This window comes from Leucobacter sp. HNU (assembly GCF_047946755.1).
In the GTDB taxonomy this organism is placed as follows: Bacteria; Actinomycetota; Actinomycetes; order Actinomycetales; family Microbacteriaceae; genus Leucobacter.
Window position 1 is genome coordinate 518,440 of the sequence record NZ_CP178837.1, and the last position, 18,170, is coordinate 536,609.

Below are 18,170 nucleotides of genomic sequence, written 5' to 3' on the forward strand. Positions count from 1 at the left end.
GTCCCGCGCCCTGACTGGGATCGCGGGGGTCCCTGCGCCCCACCCGAAGGAATGACCGGCGGCGAGAGCCCCAACAGTGATAGGATCGAAGCCCGTGGGAGCAGAGCGAAGCGCGACGGATACGACCAAACACATCTTTGTCACTGGAGGTGTGGTCTCCTCGCTGGGCAAGGGCCTCACCGCCGCCAGCCTGGGCAATCTGCTCACGGCTCGCGGACTCCACGTGGTCATGCAGAAGCTGGATCCGTATCTCAACGTCGATCCCGGCACGATGAACCCGTTCCAGCACGGCGAGGTCTTCGTCACCGACGACGGCGCCGAGACGGACCTCGACATCGGGCACTACGAGCGGTTCCTGGGCATCAACCTGTCCCAGGCCGCGAACGTCACGACCGGCCAGATCTATTCGACCGTCATCGCCAAGGAGCGACGCGGCGAGTACCTGGGCGACACGGTCCAGGTGATCCCGCACATCACCAACGAGATCAAGCGCCGCATGCGGCTGCAGGCCGAAGAGGACCCGCGTCCCGACGTGATCATCACGGAGGTCGGCGGCACCGTCGGCGACATCGAGTCGCAGCCGTTCCTCGAGTCGGCGCGTCAGGTGCGCCACGAGCTCGGGCGCAAGAACGTCTTCTTCGTGCACGTCTCGCTGGTCCCTTTCATGGGTGCCTCGGGCGAGCAGAAGACCAAGCCCACTCAGCACTCCGTCGCGGCGCTCCGCTCGATCGGCATCCAGCCCGACGCGCTCGTGCTCCGCAGCGACCGTCCGGTCACCGACGACAACCTGCGCAAGATCGCCCTGATGTGCGACGTCGACGAGGACGCGGTGGTCAACGCCATCGACGTGCCGAGCATCTACGACCTGCCCCGACTGCTCAACGATCAGGGCCTGGACCGCACCATCATCGAGCACCTCGGTCTCGACGAGCGCGCCGGCGAGGTCGACTGGACGGGCTGGCAGCCGGTGCTCGACGCGGTGCACCACCCGAAGGGCGAGGTCACGATCGCGCTCGTCGGCAAGTACATCGACCTGCCCGACGCGTACCTCTCGGTCACCGAGGCGTTGCGCGCGGGCGGTTTCGCGCACTCGACCAAGGTCAACATCCGCTGGGTGCCCTCCGACTCCTGCGAGACGCCCGAGGGCGCGCTCGAGCAGCTCGGCGAGGTCGATGCGATCTGCGTCCCCGGCGGTTTCGGCGTGCGCGGTATCGAGGGCAAGCTCGGTGCGCTGCGCTTCGCGCGTGAGAACGGCATCCCCACGCTCGGCCTCTGCCTCGGCATGCAGTGCATGGTCATCGAGTACGCGCGCAACGTCGCGGGTCTCGAGGGCGCTTCGTCCACCGAGTTCGACCCCGAGACCCCGATCCCGGTCATCGCGACGATGGCGGAGCAGGTCGAGATCATCGACGGCGGCGACCTGGGCGGAACCATGCGCCTCGGTCTCTACGAGGCCGCGTTCTCCGAGGGGTCGCTCGCGGCCGAGCTCTACGGCGCGTCGAGCGCGAGCGAGCGTCACCGCCACCGCTACGAGGTGAACAACCGCTACCGCGAGCAGATCGGCGCAGCGGGCCTGTCGTTCTCGGGTACGAGCCCCGACGGCGAGCTCGTCGAGTACGTCGAGCTGCCGCGCGACGTCCACCCGTTCTACATCGCGACCCAGGCCCACCCCGAGCTGCGTTCGCGCCCCGGAACCTCGCACCCGCTGTTCGCCGGACTGGCCGAGGCCGCGATCGCGCGCCGCGATGCCGCCCGCCTGTTCGACGTCGAGGGTCGTGACTAGCGACCGCTCGAGCGAGGAGTTCGGTGGCGGGTCGCCAGGGCCCGCCGCCGAACCGCTCGCCGACGCCTACGCCGTCGACGTCGGCGTCGAGTCCAGCGAGCTGCTGACGCGCGGCCACGTCTGGGACGTGCGCCGCGACCGCTTCGCCTACGCCGGAGCCGTGCTCGAACGGGACTACGTCGACCACCCCGGCGCCGTCGCGGTCCTCGCGCTCGACGAGCAGGAGCGCGTGCTGCTCATCCGGCAGTACCGGCACCCGATCGCGCACCGCGACTGGGAGATCCCGGCCGGGCTCATGGACGTCGCCGGAGAATCCGGCCTCGCGGGCGCGCAGCGCGAGCTCGTCGAGGAGGCCGATCTCGAGGCGGCCCGCTGGGACGTGCTGCTCGACGTCTGCACCACCCCGGGCGGGAACAGCGAGGCGATCCGGATCTTCCTCGCGCGCGACCTCGCCGCGGTCGAGCACGACTACGTGCGCACAGCCGAGGAAGCCGACATGCTGCGGCGCTGGGAACCGCTTGACACGGTGATCGACGCCGTGCTCGACGGACGCGTGCAGAACGCGCTGACCACCAACGCGGTGCTCGCCGCGGCTGCGGCCCGATCACGGGGGTGGAGTTCCCTGCGGCCGGCCGACAGCCCGTGGACGCGCCGGGACCTCGTGCGCGGCGACCGCTCGAAGGCATGAGCGAGCCGCTGCGCCCGCAGGCGGGCATCGAGCGGTTCCTGCGCCACATCGCGATCGAGCGCGGGCTCGCCGAGCATACCCGGGCCGCCTATCGTCGCGATCTGGACGCCTATGCGGCCTGGCTCGAATCCGAGCGCATCGACGACCTCGGGAACGTGACCTCAGAGACGCTCTCGGCGTACGTCGCCGCACTCGGCGGAGCGCCGGGCCCTGGCGGCACCGCAGCCGCCGCGGGCGTCGGCGAGGCGGCGTCCGCGGACGCGCCCCGCTTGGCCCCGAGCTCGATCACCCGACGCATGTCGGTCGTGCGCGGGCTGCACCGCTTCCTGTTCGAGGAGGGCGACCTCGACACGAACGCCGGGGCGCGCTCCGCGCCCCGAAACAGACCAAGCGGCTGCCCAAGGCTCTCTCGATCGAGCAGGTCGAGTCCCTGCTCGCCGCGACCTCCGGCGACGACCCCGTGGCGCTGCGGGACCGGGCGCTGCTCGAACTGCTGTATGCGAGCGGCGCGCGCGTCAGCGAGGTCGCCTCGCTCGACCTCGACGACCTCCTCGCCGGAACCGGCGACGGGCGAGACGCCTGGACCGACCCGGTCGCGGCGCTCGGCGACGGCGGCTTCATCCGCGTCACCGGCAAGGGGTCCAAGCAGCGGATCGTGCCCTACGGACGGTACGCCGGCGCTGCGCTCGCCGCATACCTGGTGCGAGCCCGCCCCGCGATGGTCGAGCGGGGCCGGGGCACCCCCGCGCTGTTCGTCGGCCCCCGCGGGTCGCGGCTCTCGAGGCAGAGCGCCTGGCTCGTGATCCGGGCCGCAGCCGAGCGGGCCGAACTCGACGTCGAGGTGTCGCCGCACTCGCTGCGGCACTCCTTCGCGACCCATCTCCTCGCGGGCGGCGCCGACGTGCGCACCGTGCAAGAACTGCTCGGGCACGCCTCGGTCACCACCACCCAGATCTACACCCAGGTCACCGCGGACACGCTGCGGGAGCACTATCTGACGGCCCACCCGCGCGCGCGGATCCGGCAGTGATCCGACGTTCCGAGGACTAGGCGGTCGGGATCCTGACCCGCACGCTCGTGCCCGAGCCCGCACGGGAGCGAACGGCGACATCGCCGCCGTGCCGTTCCGCGACGATCCGGACGAGCGACAGCCCCAGGCCGCTGCCCTCGACGCGGCGGGCGCGGTCACCACGCCACAGCTCGTCCCAGACGTGCGCCTGCTCGGCCTCGGGAATGCCCCAGCCGGTGTCCGCGACCTCGACCACCACGAACCCGGAATCCTCCGACCCCGGATCTCGATGCGCGCGTCGGGATCCGAGTATTTCGCGGCATTGACCAGCAGATTGCGCACGACGACCGCGAGCAGGTCCGCGTCGCCGGCGACGGACGGCAGCGGCCAGGGCGCAGCCGGGAGCTGGACGCGGATATCGCGGTGGGATCCGCGGACCTCGAGATCCTCGGAGAACGCCGCGGTCTCGTCGCGGACGACCGCGGCGAGGTCGACCGGAACCCGTTCGATCGCGGAGGTCTCGAGCGCTGAGAGCGAGCGCAGCTCGCCGATCAGGTTCGCGAGGCGGCCGGCCTGAGCTGCGGCCACGCCCAGGGACGGCGACGGATCCGGGTCGAGTTCGAGCGCAGCGCGGATGGCGGTCACCGGATTCTTGAGCTCGTGGTCGAGCCGGGCGACGAAGCGCCGGTGCGCCTCGCGCTCCTGCTGCGCGCCCGCCGCGAAGCCCTGTTCCTCGCGAGCGCGGAGCGCCGAGCGCACCCCGAGGCCCGCCCAGACGCCGGCGGAGACCAGCGCGCCCGTCACGACGAGAACGGTCGCGAGCGGGACCGTGATCTCGAACGAACCGTTCACCCGGGCCAGGACCACCGCGCCGGCCGCGAGGCCGCCGAGCAGGAGCGGCGTGCCGACCGCGACGAGCGTGGTGATGCGAACGCGGCTCACCGCTGCACCACCCGCCCGCAGAAGCGGTAGCCCGCGCCGGGCACCGTCTCGATCCAGCGCGGACGCTGGGCGTCGTCCCCGAGAACTCGCCGGAGCTCAGCGACGCGATGGTCGACGGCGCGCGTCGTGACCGCGAACTCGAAGCCCCAGAGCGCCGACAGCAGGTGCTCGCGCGTGTGCACCTCGTCGGGGTGCGCCATCAGATAGTCGAGCAGTGCGACCGCCTTCGGCGTGAGATCGACGGTCCGTCCGTCGACGCGGGTGCGGCGGCCGGAGCGATCGAGCTCGAGCGAGTCGCTGAGCAGCAGATTCGCGGCCGAGAGCGGCCGCCCGCCGATGGTGCGCCGCAGCACGGCACGGATGCGCGAGACGAGCTCCGACGGGAGAAACGGCTTGCCGAGGTAGTCGTCGGCGCCCTCGTCGAGGGCGGCGGCCCGCTCGGAGGCCTCGTCGACCTGCGTCAGCAGGACCACCGGAGTCCAGGTCTCGCTCTGCCGCAAGCGGCGGACGAGGCCGCGACCGTCGAGCCCGGGCATCAGCACGTCCGAGACCACGATGTCGGGGCGGCTCTCGGCGTGGCGCGCGAGCGCCTCCTCGCCGTCCGCCGCGACGACCACCTCGAAGCCGGCCCGTTCGAGGTACGGGCCGAGCGTCGAGGTGATCGCCTCCTCGTCGTCGACGAGGAGCACTCGGGGGCGCTGCGGATCGGGCACGGGGGCGGCGCTCAGCTCGCGGGGGCGAGCACGTTGCCGATGCCCGCGTCGGAGATGGCCGGGGAACCGGATTCCCACGCGACGGTGTTGCCGTTGCCGGTGACGTCGAGTGCGTCGAGACGCTTCGTGAACACGGTCACCCCCGTGCCCGTGATCTGCAGCTTCGCGACGTCGTTCGCGAGCACGGAGGCGCCGTTCGCCGACACCTTCACCGTCGCGCAGTTGCCGTCGATCGCGACCGTGGTGCCCACGTTGACCACCTCGACCGTGCCGCCGACGCAGCTGGCGTGCTTCTCGACCAGGGGCTCGAGCATCGCGCGGGTGACCCGCTCGGAATCGTCGGAGCCGCTTGCCCCGGTGGAACCCGATGCGCTGCCGGCCGCGCTCGCGGCGCCCTCGCTCGCTGCGGCGGAAGCCCCTTCGCTCGTGGAGGTCGACGGCGTCTCGGTGTGGGAGGACGAGGGTGCGGGCTTCTCGGTGGCCGGGGACTGCGGCGTGAAACCGATCCCGCATCCCGTGAGCCCCGCGGATACCGTGAGCAGCGCGGCGATCCCCGCGGCGGATCGGAGGATCGCGGAGCGTGCTGCGGTGATTTCGGTCATGTCGGACCCCTTTCGAATTCATACTCGCACACCGGATTCGGTGCACGTCGTCCGGAGCGAGCCGAACCCTTCCCACGCTAGGAATCGAAGGGGGCGCGGCGGTCGCGGCGATGTCGCAGCCCTGTCGCAATCCTGCGACATCCTCCGCGCAGCGGACCCGTCGCCCGATTCGCGCACGGAACGGCGGATGCGCGCACGATCCGAGCGCTTTCCGCCGCTGCGAACGGGCGGATCCCCCACGCTGGGATTCGAACGATCGAGTCGGCGCGACGCGAAGCGGCGCACCGCTGCACAGGGGGAGACACATGAGAGCATCCGACCGACGACCCAGTCCGCGCGGCCTCAGAAGCGGGGGAGCGCTCGCGTGCGCCCTCGCGGTGATGGCCGCGGCCTCCTGGGCCGCGATCGCGGCTCCCGCCCAGGCGGCCGAGGCGACCCGGGTCGTGCTCACGAGCCCGGGGAGCCACACGGTCGTGGTGCCCCCTGGAGCGACCTCGGTGCGTGCGGTTGCTCAGGGCGGGTCGGGAGCGAAGGCCTACCCGCACGTGTCGCCCACGCCCGGCGCGGGGGCTCGGGTAGTCGCGGACCTGCCGGTGGTGCCGGGGGAGACGCTCGTCGCGGTCGTCGGAGGAAACGCCGAGGGGTCGGTCGGCGGGGTGAACGGCGGTGCCGACGGCACCCGGGTCGAAGCCTCGACGGTCGTACGCGGTGGCGGCGGTGGCGGGGCCACGGACCTGCGCCGCGGAGGTTCCGGGCTCGCGGACCGGGTGCTCGTCGCGGGCGGCGGGGGCGGGACATCCGGCCTGGGCGGCACGAACGGAGGGTCGGCAGGCGGCCTGATCGGGGGTGCGGGGGCGACGGCCGGGGGATGCGCGGGCGACGCGGGGGCGGAACGCCGACCGCGGGAGGAACCCCGGAAACCCGTGCAGCGGAACCCCCGGAACTTCGGGGCTCCTCGGAGCCGGCGGTGCTCCGGGATTCTACGACGACACGAACAACATGGGCGGTGCCGGCGGCGGCGGCCTCTACGGAGGCGGCGGCGGAAGTCCCTGGGGCGGCGGGGCCGCCGGGTCCAGCTATGCCGCGCCGGACGCGACGAACGTCTCGATGAGCACCGGCCCCCTCGGGGCGACGCCGTCGATGGAACTCGAATTCACGCTACGGCCGGCCAGCCGGATCGCGCTCGCGCTGTCCGCCGGAACCGTCGTCGCCGACGGGACGAGCACGGTCACCGCGACGGCGACGGTCGGCGATGCCGACGGCAACCCGATCGCGGGCGAGGACGTCGTGTTCGAGGGCAGCGAGCCGGGGCAGCGGATCGGCGAGACCGTCGACCACGGCGACGGAACCTACTCGGCCGAGATCCGCGCATCCAACCGAGTCGCGCTCACGACCATCACTGCTCGCGACCGCTCGGTGGACCCTGCGATCGAGGCGACCGCCACCCTGCGGCAGGGGCCGGGCGACGTCGTCGAGATCGGCGGCGAGATGATGCCGGATCGGCTCGTCGCAGACGGCACTTCGGCCACGGGGCTCGAACTGTACGCCTTCGACGCGCTCGGACATCGGGTTCCCGGTCAGCGGATCACGATGGAGGCGAGCGATCCCGGGGTGGGGATCAGCGAGATCCGCGACCGCGAGGACGGCAGCTATCGCGTGCGGATCACCGCGTCGAAGCGGGCCGGAACGGTGCAGCTCACCGCGATCGACCGTTCCGTCTCGCCGGAGGTGCGCAGAACCTTCACGCTCACCCTGCTCCCCGGAGCCCCCGAGTCCGCACGGCTGAGTCTCGACCCCGGCACGATCGTCGCCGACGGCACGTCGACCACGCGGTTCCGGGCCGAGATCAGCGACGCGAACGGCAACGCGGTCCCCGGACTCGAACTCGACCTGCGATCCAGCGATCGCGGCCAGCTCATCGGTGGGATCACCGAGATCGCTCCGGGCTCCTACACCGCGGTGGTGCGCGCCTCGACGACCGCGGGCCGCAGCACGCTGACGCTCTCGGAGACTCGGGAGCCGGAAGCACCGCTCGAGCGTTCCTCGGCCCGTGGTGCGCTGAGCCTCGTTCCCGATGCGGTGCTCGGAACCGTCGAACTCGTGCAGCGCGCTCCAGCGGTCGGTCCGACGGGTCCGGTCGAGCCCACCGGTCCGATCGACCCGGCGGCCCCCGCGCCGACGAGTCCGCGCGGCACAGCTGGACCGGCCAGTGGAGGACCGGAGGGGGACCTCGCGACCACCGGCGGTGCGACGGGGGTCGGTGCGGCGCTCGCCGCGGTGATCCTCGGGCTCGGCGGCGGAACGCTGCTCGCGATCCGGAGACGGGCGTCGGCGTGAGCCGACGCGGCTCGCGAGCATCCGAGGCGTAGGCTCGGGGCGTGGACGAGCGCGCACCGGAGCGGACGGTGGACATCGAAGGGCTGCCCGAGCGACACATCGCGGATCTCGATGCGGGCGATATCGCGCGCGGCGGTGCGCGTCCGGTCGGCGGCGCGCTGCGGATGCACTCCCGCATGCGAACGTTCGGGGCAGTCGTGCTCCACGAGGTGTTCGGATCGCTGACGGAGTTCGAACGCAGACCGCCCTGGCCCGGGCTGCCGACGTGGGACCTCGTGTTCGTGGACAGCGGCACGTTCGCGTACCTGAGCGACGGCGCATGGAAGCAGGCGTCCGGACGGCTCATGATCGGTCCGAGCGGAGTACCTCAGCGTGTGCGGCTCGGCGCCGATTGCCGCTTCCTCATCGTGAGGGTGCCGAGAGTCCTGCTGCCGGCACCGAACCGGCTCCGAGAGGAGGTGCGGTTCGGGACGCAGCTGACGCTGATCGAGGAGTCCATGCGGGCGTTCGTGGCCCGAGCGGTGCGCAGCGAGCGGGAGGTGGCCGAGGGCGAGAGCGCCGCGGTCGACCGGATCCTCGTCGAGATGGCAGGTGCGGTGCTGCTCGGGCGACTCGGCCGTGACCCGGTGCGAGGTTCGCCCCGTGCGGCCCTGCGGGAGCGAGCGCTGGGCGAGCTCTCCCTCAGAGCCGCCGAACCGTCCTTCGCTCCCGCCGATCTCGCACGTGCGACCGGTGCTTCGCTGCGCCACCTGCAGGATGTCTTCGCGGAAGCGGGAATCTCCATCGCGGGCGAGCTCCGCCGGGTCCGGGCCGAAGCCGCGCACGCGCTGCTCCTGGACCCCGTCAACGACGGTCTGGACATGGAAGCGGTCGCGCTCCGCTCAGGCTTCGGGTCGGCGCGAGCCATGCGGACGGCTCTCGAACGTCAGCTGGGTAGCGGCCCCCGGGCGATCCGCTCCGGCAGGGACCGGCTCTGACCGGCCCGGGCGGCCGCACCGCCCGCACCGCCCGCCCGGCTCAGGGCAGCAGCGTGAAACCGGACTCGTACCGGGTCTTGCCGAGCGCGGCCATGATGATCTGCAGGAACCCCAGCGCCTCCAGTTCCCTGGCCCGGGTCAGCGGACCGGCGTCGACCGCGCGCATGCCCGCCGCCTCGATCAGCGCCGCGACCTCCTGCTTGGCGTCCGCGTAGTCCCCGGCGTAGAGCACGGTCGTGGGCGTCGTGCCGTTCGTGCCGCTGACGAGGGTGTCGCCGAGATTGACGTTGAACGCCTTCACGACCGCCGAACCCTCGGGAAGCAGCTGGGCCAGCTCGGCCGCGGTGGAGGAGTCGGCGGGCGACTTCAGCCGGTCGTAGGTGCTGAAGTCGATCGGGTTGCTGATGTCGATCACGACCTTCTCCCCGAGCTGGTCCCGATAGTGCTCCAGGATCCCCGGGTATGCGGAGTAGGGCACCGCGAGCACGACGAGATCGCCGGTGAGCCGGTCGCCGAGCGCGCCGTAGGCGAAGCCGGGTCGGGCCGCTGAGGCGCTCGACGCGCTGCGCTTGACGATCTGGATCTCCGCGCCGGCGCGTGCGGCGACCTCGGCGATCGCCCCACCCATCTTGCCGCTGCCGATGATGCTGATGGACGTCATGCGGGGATCCTCCGGAATCGGTTGAGCGCCTCTTCGGCGACTTTCTGCGCGTCGTAGTCGAAGACCGCGCTGCGGCGGAAGTCCCGTCCGACGCGGATGTCGGCGTCGCGCTTCTCGAGGTTCGCGAACTCGTACTGCGCGTCGAACATGGCGCCGGCTCGGCGCGAGCCGTGCTGCAGGATGGCGGTGCGCTGCATGCGCACCGCGGTGTAGCGCCGGAACGCCTCCGGGATGTCGGAGACCCCGTCCGCGGCGGCGAGGAACGTGGCGAGCGCCATGCTGTCCTCGATCGCCTGGCTCACGCCCTGGCCCTGGTGCGGCAGCATCGTGTGCGCGGCATCGCCGAGCAGCGTGATCGCGCCGCGGGACCAGTTCGTGAGCGGCTCGTGATCGAAGAGGCCCCACCAGAACGTCCGGTCGATGAGGCTGATGAAGTGCGCGAGGCGGGGATCCCAGCCGTCACCCGAGAATTCCGCCGCGAGCTCGCTCACCTCGGCCGGCCCCGACCACGGCCCCTGCAGGGGCCGGTCGCTCGGAACGCCGGCCACGAAGTTGAACAGCCTGCGCTGCTGCAGCGGGTACGCCATGAAGTGCCGTCGGTCGTGCATCCAGACCTGGCTGATCATGGGCCAGTCGTCTGGGAGGCGGGAGGCGTCCATCACACCGCGATAGACGATGTATCCGGAGTACACGGGCTCGGGGTGCTGGCCCACCGCGCCGCGCACGACCGAGTGGATGCCGTCGGCGCCGACGACGGCGTCGAAGACGTCCTCCGAGCCGTTCTCGAACGCGACGCGGACCCCCGACGCCGTGTGCTCGACGGTCTGCAGCCGGTGCCCCAGGCGGATGGTCTCCGGAGCGACCGCGGATGCCAGGCCGTCGATGAGGTCGGGCCGATACATGCCGATGTTCCGGTACTGACGCGCCGAGTCCTCCCAGGCGGCATCGGTGACCATGCGCCCCATGCCGTCGAGGTACACGCCGTGCCCGTCGGGCACGGCGCCGACGCTCCGGATGCGCTCGAGCACGCCGAGCCGGTCGAGCACGCGTGCGGCGTTGGGAGCGATCGTGACCCCTGCGCCGACCTCGCCGAGCCGGCTCGCCTGCTCGAACACGGTGACGTCGGCCCCGGCGATCCTCGTGAGCGCGATCGCGGCGGTGAGACCGCCCATCCCGCCGCCGATGATCGCGACCCTGGGAGAGTGACTTGCCAATTTCTGCTCCTTGACTGAATTGCTCGGCACCAGTGGACTCCTAGCGCACCGGTGCCGGTTCGGATGCTTCCGCTCGCGCGGCGAACACCGTGGCTCCGGCGGCCTGCTCCGCCTCGTGATCGGGCCCGAGGGGGATCCCGCTCCGATCCCGGAGGCACAGGGTCGCCGCGCCCCCGACGAGGGAGGCGGCGAGGAGGTATCCGGAGACCGCGGTGGTGCTGCCCGTGGCCTCGAGGAGCATCTGCGCGATCATCGGTGCGAACGCGCCGCCGAGGACCGCTCCGATCGCGTAGGTGATCGAGACGCCCGAGAAACGGATCGACGCCGGGAAGATCTCCGAGTACCAGGCGGCCAGCGGGCCGTAGGTGAGGCCGAGGCCGACGGAGATGAGGACGAGGGCGGCATAGAGCCCGGGCAGGCCGCCGGTGTCGACGAGCCAGAAGACGGGGAAGACGACGACGGCCTGCAGGGCGAAACCGATGAGGAAGGTGCTGCGCCGGCCGATCCGGTCGGAGAGGAAGCCCGCGACGAGCGTCGAGAGGAACCAGACGGCTGCGGCGGTCGCCGCTGCGACGAGCACCGCCGTGGTGTCGAGGCTCTGGACGTTGATCGCGTAGCTGTTGAGGAACCCGCCCGTGGTCATGTAGCCGAGGGTGCCGTTGCCGGCGAAGACGAGCGCGGCGAGGAGGACCAGGTGCCAGTGCCGCGTGAACACCTCGAGGATCGGCACGCGCGGACGCTTGCCGCGCTCGGCGAGCTCGGCGAACACCGGGCTCTCCTCCACGGTGCGGCGGATCACGAAGCCGACGACGATGAGTACGACGCTCAGTAGGAACGGGACGCGCCAGCCCCATGCGAGGTACTCCGCACCGGGGGAGACGACGCCGGTCATGAGCGCGGTCACGCCGGAGGCGAGCAGGAACCCGAGGGGGACCCCGAGCTGGGGCCAGGATCCTGCGCGACCGCGGCGGTCCGCGGGAGCGTGCTCGACCGCCATGAGGACCGCGCCGCCCCATTCCCCTCCGGCGCTGAGCCCCTGCAGGATGCGGAGGAGCAGGAGGAGGACCGGGGCCGCCGTGCCGATCTGGGCGTAGGTCGGCAGCAGGCCGACGAGGGTCGTCGCGGCGCCCATGAGGACGAGCGTGAGGACGAGCATCGCCCGCCGCCCCAGGCGATCCCCGAAGTGCCCGGCGAGGAACGCGCCGAGCGGGCGGAAGAGGAACGAGATGCCGACCGTCGCGAAGGACAGCAGCAGCCCGATCTCGTGTCCGGCCGGCTGGAAGAAGAGCTGGGCGAACACGAGCCCGGCGCTCGTCGCGTAGATGAAGAAGTCGTACCACTCGATCGTGGTGCCGATGATCGTCGCGAAGGCGATCCGGCGTTGCGAGGTCGGAGCGCTCGCGTGGGGTGCAGAGGTCATCGGGGTCCCTAACGTCATTGTTGTCCCTGCGGGAGGGACGGGCTGATCCTCAATCGTGGCGGTCGGTCGTCTGCGTGTAAATCACGGTTCTCCGAGGATATAATTCGGTTCTATCGAAGAAGGAGCGAGCGAGGAGGCACTGTGGCCGACGTGAGCCTGCGGCAGCTGGAGCTGTTCGCCGCGCTTCCGAACTTCGCCACCCTCAGCGCCGCGGCGGCCCACCTGCACATCTCGGAGTCCGCGTTGTCCCAGGCGATCACCGCGCTCGAGCGCACCGTCGGCGAGCAGCTGTGCGTGCGGCGGAAGGCGCGCGGGCTCACCCTGACCCCGACGGGTCAGCAGTTCGCCAAGCGGGCGCGCCAGATCCTCGCCGAGACGCAGGAGCTGGTGCTGGGCGCGAGCCGCGGGCAGGAGCTGCGCGGTCCGGTGAAGCTCGGCTGCTACTCGACCTTCGCCACGAACGTGGTCCCCGAGCTCCTCGAGGAGTTCCCCAAGCGGTATCCCGGCGTGCGCATGGAGATCGTGGTCGGTACCAACGAGGAACTGCTCTCGGCCCTCGAAGCGGGACGACTCGACGTGGCCCTGGTGTACGACGTATCGCTGCCCGTCGGCTACCGCCGACGCAAGATCTACGCGACCGAGCTCGAGGTGCACCTGCATCCGGAGCACCCGCTCGCGGCGGCCGGGACGATCGACCTGCCGGACCTCGCCGAGCAGCCCTACATCCAGTTCGATGCGACGCCGGGCACCGTCAACGTCACCGATGCGTTCGCCGCCCGCGGCCTCGAGCCGTCGATCGAGGCGCGGGTCAGCGAGATCGGCCTGGTCGAGGCGCTCGTCGGCCGCGGACTCGGCTACGGCCTGCTGATGTCGCGACCGAACGCGCCCACGACGAGTCTCGAGGGCCGGCCGATCGTCATCCGGCCGCTCGACCCTCCCGTGACCGTCACCCACGTGGTCGGTATCTGGCCCGAGGACATGGACCTGACCGCGCGGGCGCTCGCGCTGCTGGACTTCGCGGCCGAGCGCCTCGGGGGTCGCGACGGAGGCCGCGACCGTGCAGGATCCGGGGTGGCCACCGCACGCTAGGATGGATCGTTAGCGACTCGAGAGGAGGGCCGGAATGGCGAAGCAGCAGGTCGAGCTCGGTCCCACCGGGCGACCCGAGCGGATCATCCCGGCACCGAAGAAGCTCGATCGGCACGGCCCGGCGCGCATCATCGCGATGTGCAACCAGAAGGGCGGCGTCGGCAAGACGACCAGCACCATCAACCTCGCGGCGGCGCTCGCCCGCTACGGGCGACGCGTGCTCGCCATCGACTTCGACCCCCAGGGCGCGCTCTCTGCCGGTCTCGGCGTGCCCGCGCACGACGTGCCGACCATCTACGACCTCATGCTCGGCAAGGTCAAGGATCCCCACGAGGCGATCGAGCGCACCGCGACTCCCGGCCTCGACGTGATCCCCGCCAACATCGATCTGTCGGCCGCCGAGGTGCACCTGGTGACCGAGGTCGCGCGCGAGCAGATCCTGGCGGGGTGCTCCGCAAGGTCGTCGACGACTACGATGTGATCCTCATCGACTGCCAGCCGTCGCTGGGTCTCCTCACGGTGAACGCCCTCACCGCGAGCCACGGCGTGCTGATCCCGCTCGCCTGCGAGTACTTCGCGCTGCGCGGTGTCGCGCTGCTCGTCGAGACCATCGACAAGGTGAAGGACCGCCTCAACCCGGCCCTCGAGCTCGACGGGATCCTCGCGACCATGTACGACTCGCGCACCCTGCACGCGCGCGAAGTGCTCGAGCGCGTCGTCGACACGTTCGACGACCAGGTGTTCGACACGGTCATCGGCCGCACCGTGAAGCTCCCCGACGCGCAGATCGCGGCGAAGCCGATCCTCGACTACGCGCCGTCCAACGCGGCTTCCGAGGCCTACCTGAAGCTGGCGCGCGAGCTCGTCGCCCGCGGCGTGGTCGCCTGAGCGGCCCGATGGGCGCGGCATGACCGAGCTCGGCACCGCGGAGGCCGGCGGCCCGGAGGCGCCCGGGTTCCGAGTCTCGCTCGAGGTGTTCGACGGCCCGTTCGACCTGCTGCTGAACCTGATCGGCAAGCACGAGCTCGACATCACCGAGGTCTCGCTGAGCCTCGTCACCGACGAGTTCATCGCCTACCTCTCGTCGCTCGAGGGGCAGGGCCTCATCGAACTGGACCAGGCCTCCGAGTTCCTTGTGGTCGCGGCCACGCTGCTCGACATGAAGATCGCCAGCCTGCTGCCGCAGGGCGAGGCGGTCGATGCCGAGGACATCGCGCTCCTGGAAGCGCGCGACCTGCTCTTCGCCCGCCTGCTGCAGTATCGCGCGTTCAAGCAGGCCAGCGCCTGGTTCCGCGAGCGCATCGAGTCCGAGGAGGCCCGGCACCCGCGGCAGGTGCCGCTCGACGCGAGATACCGCCGACGCGGCCCCGAGCTCGTCTGGACCCTCTCCGCCGACGATTTCGCGGCGATGGCGGTGCTGGCGTTCGCGCCGCGGGAGCTCCCCACCGTCGGCCTCGACCACCTGCACGCTCCGCTCGTCTCGATCCGCGAGCAGGCGGCGATCGTCGTCGCGATGCTGCGCGCCGATGGCGCGCACACCTTTCGGCAACTCATCGCCGGCCTCCAGATCGGCGCGGAGCGCGGCGTGATCGTCGCGCGGTTCCTCGCGATCCTCGAGCTGTACCGGCGCGACGCCGTGGGATTTGAGCAGGCGGAACCGCTCGGCGAGCTGACGGTGCGCTGGACGGGCGAGCACTGGTCGGACGACTCTCTTGCGACACTGGGAACGGACTATGACGGATAACGAGACGACCCCGGCCGCCGACGCGCAGCAGGCGCCCGAGACGACGAGCGAACTGGAGCAGGCCCGCGCCGAGCACACGCTGGAGCAGCAGCTCGAGGCGCTGCTGCTCGTCGCGGACGAGCCGCTGAGCATCGTGAGCCTCGCGACCGCGACCGACCGCCCCGTGCGCGAGGTGCGCCGGGCGGTCGACCTGCTCGCGAACGACTACGCGGGGGCTCTGGAGGGGCCGGTGCGCGGGTTCGAACTGCGCGAGGTCGCAGGCGGCTACCGCTTCTACGTGCGCGAGACCCTCGACCCGGTCGTGGCCGACTTCGTGCAGCAGCAGACCCCGGCGCGGCTCTCGCAGGCCGCGCTCGAGACGCTCGCCGTGGTCGCCTACCGGCAGCCGATCTCCCGCGGTGCGATCGCCTCGATCCGCGCGGTGAACGTCGACTCGGTCGTGCGCACGCTCGTCGGCCGCGGGCTCATCACCGAGGTCGGGCACGACGGCGAGACCGGCGCGATCCTCTACGGCACCACCGACACCCTCATGGGGCACCTCGGCATCTCGAGCGTCGAGGAGCTGCCGCCCATCTCGCCCCTGCTCGACGACGGACTGGAAGGTTTCGAACATGAGTCGTTCTGACGGACGCCCGCACCAGGGAGGCAACGGAGGACGCGGCGGCGCCGGTGGGGAGTTCTCGGTCGACGGGAAGGCCGTCGAGATCGATCTCGCCGAGTGGGGCTGGCCGGGAGCCGGGTCCGCCACGGACGCCGCGGCGCCCGAAGCGCCCGCCGACGAGCGGCCGCGCCTACAGAAGGCGCTCGCGCACGCGGGCGTCGCGTCGCGCCGCGCCTGCGAGGCCCTGATCACGGGCGGCCGGGTGACGGTGAACGGCGAGATCGTGCGCGAGCTCGGCAGCCGGATCGACCCGGGCGACGAGGTGCGCGTCGACGGCGTCGTGGTGCAGCTCGACGCGAGCAAGCGCTACTTCGTGCTCAACAAGCCGCGCGGGGTGGTCTCGACCATGTCGGACGAGAAGGGCCGCCGGGACCTGCGGGAGTTCACCGACCTCGTCGAGGACCGGCTCTACAACGTGGGCCGCCTCGACACCGACACCTCCGGCCTGCTCGTCCTGACCAACGACGGAGATCTGGCGCACAAGCTCGCGCACCCGAAGTTCGGCGTGCAGAAGACCTACATCGCGAAGGTCACGGGGCGAGTGACCCCTGCGACGATCCAGCGCTTGAAGAACGGGATCGAGCTCGAGGACGGTCCGATCCGCGCCGACGCGGCGAAGCTGCTTCCGGGGGAGGGCAGCCGGCATTCGCTCGTCGAGATCACGCTGCACTCGGGCAAGAACCGGATCGTGCGGCGCATGCTGGCCGAGGTCGGGCACCCCGTCGAGGAGCTCGTGCGTCGGCAGTTCGGCCCGTTGCACCTCGGAACGCTGCGTCTCGGCGAGATGCGGGAGCTGTCGGACGCGGAACGGGGGCGCTGCTCACGGCGGCCGAAGGCGACACCGACGCTGCGGGGCGTGCTCCGTCGGCCGGCCGGCCGGGCGACGGCAAGGGCGCGCGCGGCATGCGCGGGATCGCGGCGCGCGGAAATCCGCACGGCCGCGGCGGCGCGCGCAAGAGCCGATAGGGCGACCGCCGGAGGCGTCGCCGGGGCCGGTGCGTTCGTCTGCCAGATGGTCTCGGCGGGGGCCGGTTCAACTGCCGAGAACGGGGGCCGAATGCGCGCAGATGGCCCGATCCTCGGCGTGCGCGGCGCAGGGCGCCCCTACGCCGCGGCGCGGCTCGGTTCGAGTGCGGCGAGGGTGCCGAGCAGCGAGTCCGGGACGAGCGACGGGTCCGCGGCGCCCTGGCGCACGATGGCCGCGATGCGCGACCCGAGCTCGGCAGTCGATGCACCCATCTCAGGGCCCGAGAGGGCGGGGAGCGACCCCAGGACCTCGACGGTCGCGGCTTCCACCGCCCGCGCCGCGTCGGCCTCGCCGAGGTGACCGAGCATGAGCGCGAGCGAGAGGATCGCGCCCGAGGGGTTCGCCCAGCCGGTGCCGGCGATGTCGGGTGCGGAGCCGTGGATGGCCTCGAACATGCTCGGCGCGGACCCGTCGAGGTTGAGGTTCGCGCTCGTGGCGACGCCGAGCCCGCCCTGGATCACGGCACCGAGGTCGGTGATGATGTCGCCGAAGAGGTTGTCGGTCACGACGACGTCGAAGCGCTCGGGAGCGAGCGGCAGATGGAAGCACATGGCGTCGACGTGCACGTAGTCCGTCTCGACCTCGGGGTAGCGGGTGGCGACGTCGGCGACGACCTCCTGCCAGAGCTGTCCGGCGGCGACGAGGATGTTGGTCTTGTGGCACAGGGTGAGCCGCTTGCGCCTGCCGGCCGCGAGCCGGAACGCGAAGTCGACGACCCGCTCGATGCCGGCGCGGGTGTTGAGCGACTCCTGCATGGCGACCGCGTTGGGGGTGCCCGCGTGCACGGTGGATCCGCGGCCGACGTAGGCGCCCTCGGTGTTCTCACGCACGATCACGAGCTCGCAGCGCTCGGGGGTGAGGCCGGAGATGGGCGTGGGGACGCCGGGGTAGAGCCGCACCGGGCGCACGTTCGCCGCCTGCTGGAACCGCTGGCGCATCTCGAGGATGAATCCGCGCTCGAGGATTCCCGGTGTGACGCGGGGGTCGCCCATCGATCCGAACAGGATCGCGTCGGCGCGACGCAGCTCGTCCTCGATCTCGGCGAACAGTTCGCCGGTCTCGAGGTAGTGGGCGGCTCCGGCCGAGTATGCGCGGCGCTCGGTGCGGAAGCCGTAGCGGGCCTCGGCGGCGTCGAGCACCTCGAGTGCGCAGCCGACGACCTCGGGGCCGATGCCGTCGCCGGGCAGCACGGCGATCTGGTGGGAGCGCGTCATCGTTGAGTCCTTCCGCGGGGCCGAGATGCGCCTGCGGGCGGAATCGCCTCGGCGCGTGGTGTCAACCATATTAACTGGTCAGACCACTC

Annotated in this window: 15 protein-coding genes and 5 pseudogenes; 12 read left to right on the forward strand and 8 right to left on the reverse strand. The window is 71.6% G+C overall.

Features of this window, described 5'->3' with window-relative positions:
• Positions 1-94 precede the first annotated feature (94 nt).
• From AB3K78_RS02485 to AB3K78_RS02495, 3 genes and pseudogenes are all read left to right on the forward strand, one after another.
• A complete protein-coding gene (locus AB3K78_RS02485) occupies positions 95-1,783 on the forward strand; it encodes a CTP synthase (protein ID WP_416445883.1) in 1,689 nt (562 codons plus the stop codon).
• Complete coding sequence (locus AB3K78_RS02490) at positions 1,776-2,471, forward strand: NUDIX domain-containing protein (protein WP_416445885.1); 696 nt, start codon at positions 1,776-1,778, stop codon at positions 2,469-2,471. The genes AB3K78_RS02485 and AB3K78_RS02490 overlap by 8 nt, the downstream gene beginning before the upstream one ends.
• Positions 2,468-3,501 (forward strand): annotated as a pseudogene (locus tag AB3K78_RS02495) (site-specific tyrosine recombinase XerD). The gene AB3K78_RS02490 and the pseudogene AB3K78_RS02495 overlap by 4 nt, the downstream one beginning before the upstream one ends.
• Positions 3,502-3,517: 16 nt before the next feature.
• Here the strand turns inward: AB3K78_RS02495 and AB3K78_RS02500 are convergent.
• Positions 3,518-3,739, reverse strand: coding sequence for a sensor histidine kinase (locus tag AB3K78_RS02500; RefSeq protein WP_416445887.1), 222 nt, complete (start codon positions 3,737-3,739; stop codon positions 3,518-3,520).
• A gap of 317 nt (positions 3,740-4,056) precedes the next feature.
• Positions 4,057-4,125: pseudogene (locus AB3K78_RS02505) on the reverse strand (hypothetical protein); the annotation flags it as partial.
• Positions 4,126-4,140: 15 nt separating this feature from the next.
• On the opposite strand from AB3K78_RS02505, the gene AB3K78_RS02510 reads away from it, so the two are divergent.
• A complete protein-coding gene (locus tag AB3K78_RS02510; protein ID WP_416445889.1) occupies positions 4,141-4,452 on the forward strand; it encodes a hypothetical protein in 312 nt (103 codons plus the stop codon).
• Here the strand turns inward: AB3K78_RS02510 and AB3K78_RS02515 are convergent.
• Together AB3K78_RS02515 and AB3K78_RS02520 are read right to left on the reverse strand one after the other, a co-directional pair.
• Positions 4,419-5,135 (reverse strand): response regulator transcription factor, encoded by a 717-nt coding sequence (locus AB3K78_RS02515; protein ID WP_416445891.1) that lies wholly within the window; start codon positions 5,133-5,135, stop codon positions 4,419-4,421. The genes AB3K78_RS02510 and AB3K78_RS02515 overlap by 34 nt on opposite strands.
• An 11-nt stretch (positions 5,136-5,146) precedes the next feature.
• Complete coding sequence (locus AB3K78_RS02520; RefSeq protein WP_416445893.1) at positions 5,147-5,737, reverse strand: DUF3060 domain-containing protein; 591 nt, start codon at positions 5,735-5,737, stop codon at positions 5,147-5,149.
• Positions 5,738-6,117: 380 nt separating this feature from the next.
• Here AB3K78_RS02520 and AB3K78_RS02525 point away from each other — a divergent pair.
• The 3 genes and pseudogenes from AB3K78_RS02525 to AB3K78_RS02535 form a co-directional block, all read left to right on the forward strand.
• Positions 6,118-6,600, forward strand: a pseudogene (locus tag AB3K78_RS02525) (glycine-rich protein); the annotation flags it as partial.
• Between the two features lie 136 nt (positions 6,601-6,736).
• Positions 6,737-8,074, forward strand: a complete 1,338-nt coding sequence (locus AB3K78_RS02530) for an invasin domain 3-containing protein (RefSeq protein WP_416445895.1) — start codon at positions 6,737-6,739, stop codon at positions 8,072-8,074.
• 41 nt (positions 8,075-8,115) lie between these two features.
• Positions 8,116-9,051, forward strand: a complete 936-nt coding sequence (locus tag AB3K78_RS02535; RefSeq protein WP_416445897.1) for a helix-turn-helix domain-containing protein — start codon at positions 8,116-8,118, stop codon at positions 9,049-9,051.
• A 40-nt stretch (positions 9,052-9,091) separates the two neighbouring features.
• Here the strand turns inward: AB3K78_RS02535 and AB3K78_RS02540 are convergent, their stop codons facing one another.
• From AB3K78_RS02540 to AB3K78_RS02550, 3 genes are read right to left on the reverse strand one after another with little or no spacing between them, the layout of a single operon-like run.
• The gene (locus AB3K78_RS02540; RefSeq protein WP_416445899.1) at positions 9,092-9,712 is read right to left on the reverse strand and encodes an NADPH-dependent F420 reductase; all 621 of its coding nucleotides are present in this window, start codon (positions 9,710-9,712) and stop codon (positions 9,092-9,094) included.
• A complete protein-coding gene (locus AB3K78_RS02545) occupies positions 9,709-10,926 on the reverse strand; it encodes an FAD-dependent monooxygenase (protein WP_416445901.1) in 1,218 nt (405 codons plus the stop codon). The genes AB3K78_RS02540 and AB3K78_RS02545 overlap by 4 nt, the downstream gene beginning before the upstream one ends.
• Positions 10,927-10,966: 40 nt before the next feature.
• The gene (locus tag AB3K78_RS02550; RefSeq protein ID WP_416445903.1) at positions 10,967-12,346 is read right to left on the reverse strand and encodes an MFS transporter; all 1,380 of its coding nucleotides are present in this window, start codon (positions 12,344-12,346) and stop codon (positions 10,967-10,969) included.
• Positions 12,347-12,487: 141 nt separating this feature from the next.
• Between AB3K78_RS02550 and AB3K78_RS02555 the strand changes: the two genes are divergently transcribed.
• The 5 genes and pseudogenes from AB3K78_RS02555 to AB3K78_RS02575 form a co-directional block, all read left to right on the forward strand.
• On the forward strand, positions 12,488-13,435 hold the full coding sequence (locus AB3K78_RS02555) for a LysR substrate-binding domain-containing protein (protein ID WP_416445905.1): 948 nt from the start codon (positions 12,488-12,490) through the stop codon (positions 13,433-13,435).
• Positions 13,436-13,469: 34 nt separating this feature from the next.
• Positions 13,470-14,323: pseudogene (locus AB3K78_RS02560) on the forward strand (ParA family protein).
• Positions 14,324-14,342: 19 nt separating this feature from the next.
• Positions 14,343-15,179: a segregation and condensation protein A gene (locus tag AB3K78_RS02565; RefSeq protein ID WP_416445907.1), complete on the forward strand. Its 837-nt coding sequence runs from the start codon at positions 14,343-14,345 to the stop codon at positions 15,177-15,179.
• Positions 15,169-15,804 (forward strand): SMC-Scp complex subunit ScpB, encoded by a 636-nt coding sequence (gene scpB / locus AB3K78_RS02570; protein ID WP_416445909.1) that lies wholly within the window; start codon positions 15,169-15,171, stop codon positions 15,802-15,804. Before AB3K78_RS02565 ends, scpB begins: the two co-directional genes overlap by 11 nt.
• A pseudogene (locus AB3K78_RS02575) lies at positions 15,791-16,657 on the forward strand (pseudouridine synthase); the annotation flags it as partial. The gene scpB and the pseudogene AB3K78_RS02575, both read left to right, overlap by 14 nt.
• Positions 16,658-16,944: 287 nt before the next feature.
• On the opposite strand, the gene AB3K78_RS02580 reads toward AB3K78_RS02575, so the two are convergent.
• Complete coding sequence (locus tag AB3K78_RS02580) at positions 16,945-18,081, reverse strand: 3-isopropylmalate dehydrogenase (RefSeq protein ID WP_416445911.1); 1,137 nt, start codon at positions 18,079-18,081, stop codon at positions 16,945-16,947.
• Positions 18,082-18,170: the final 89 nt, after the last annotated feature.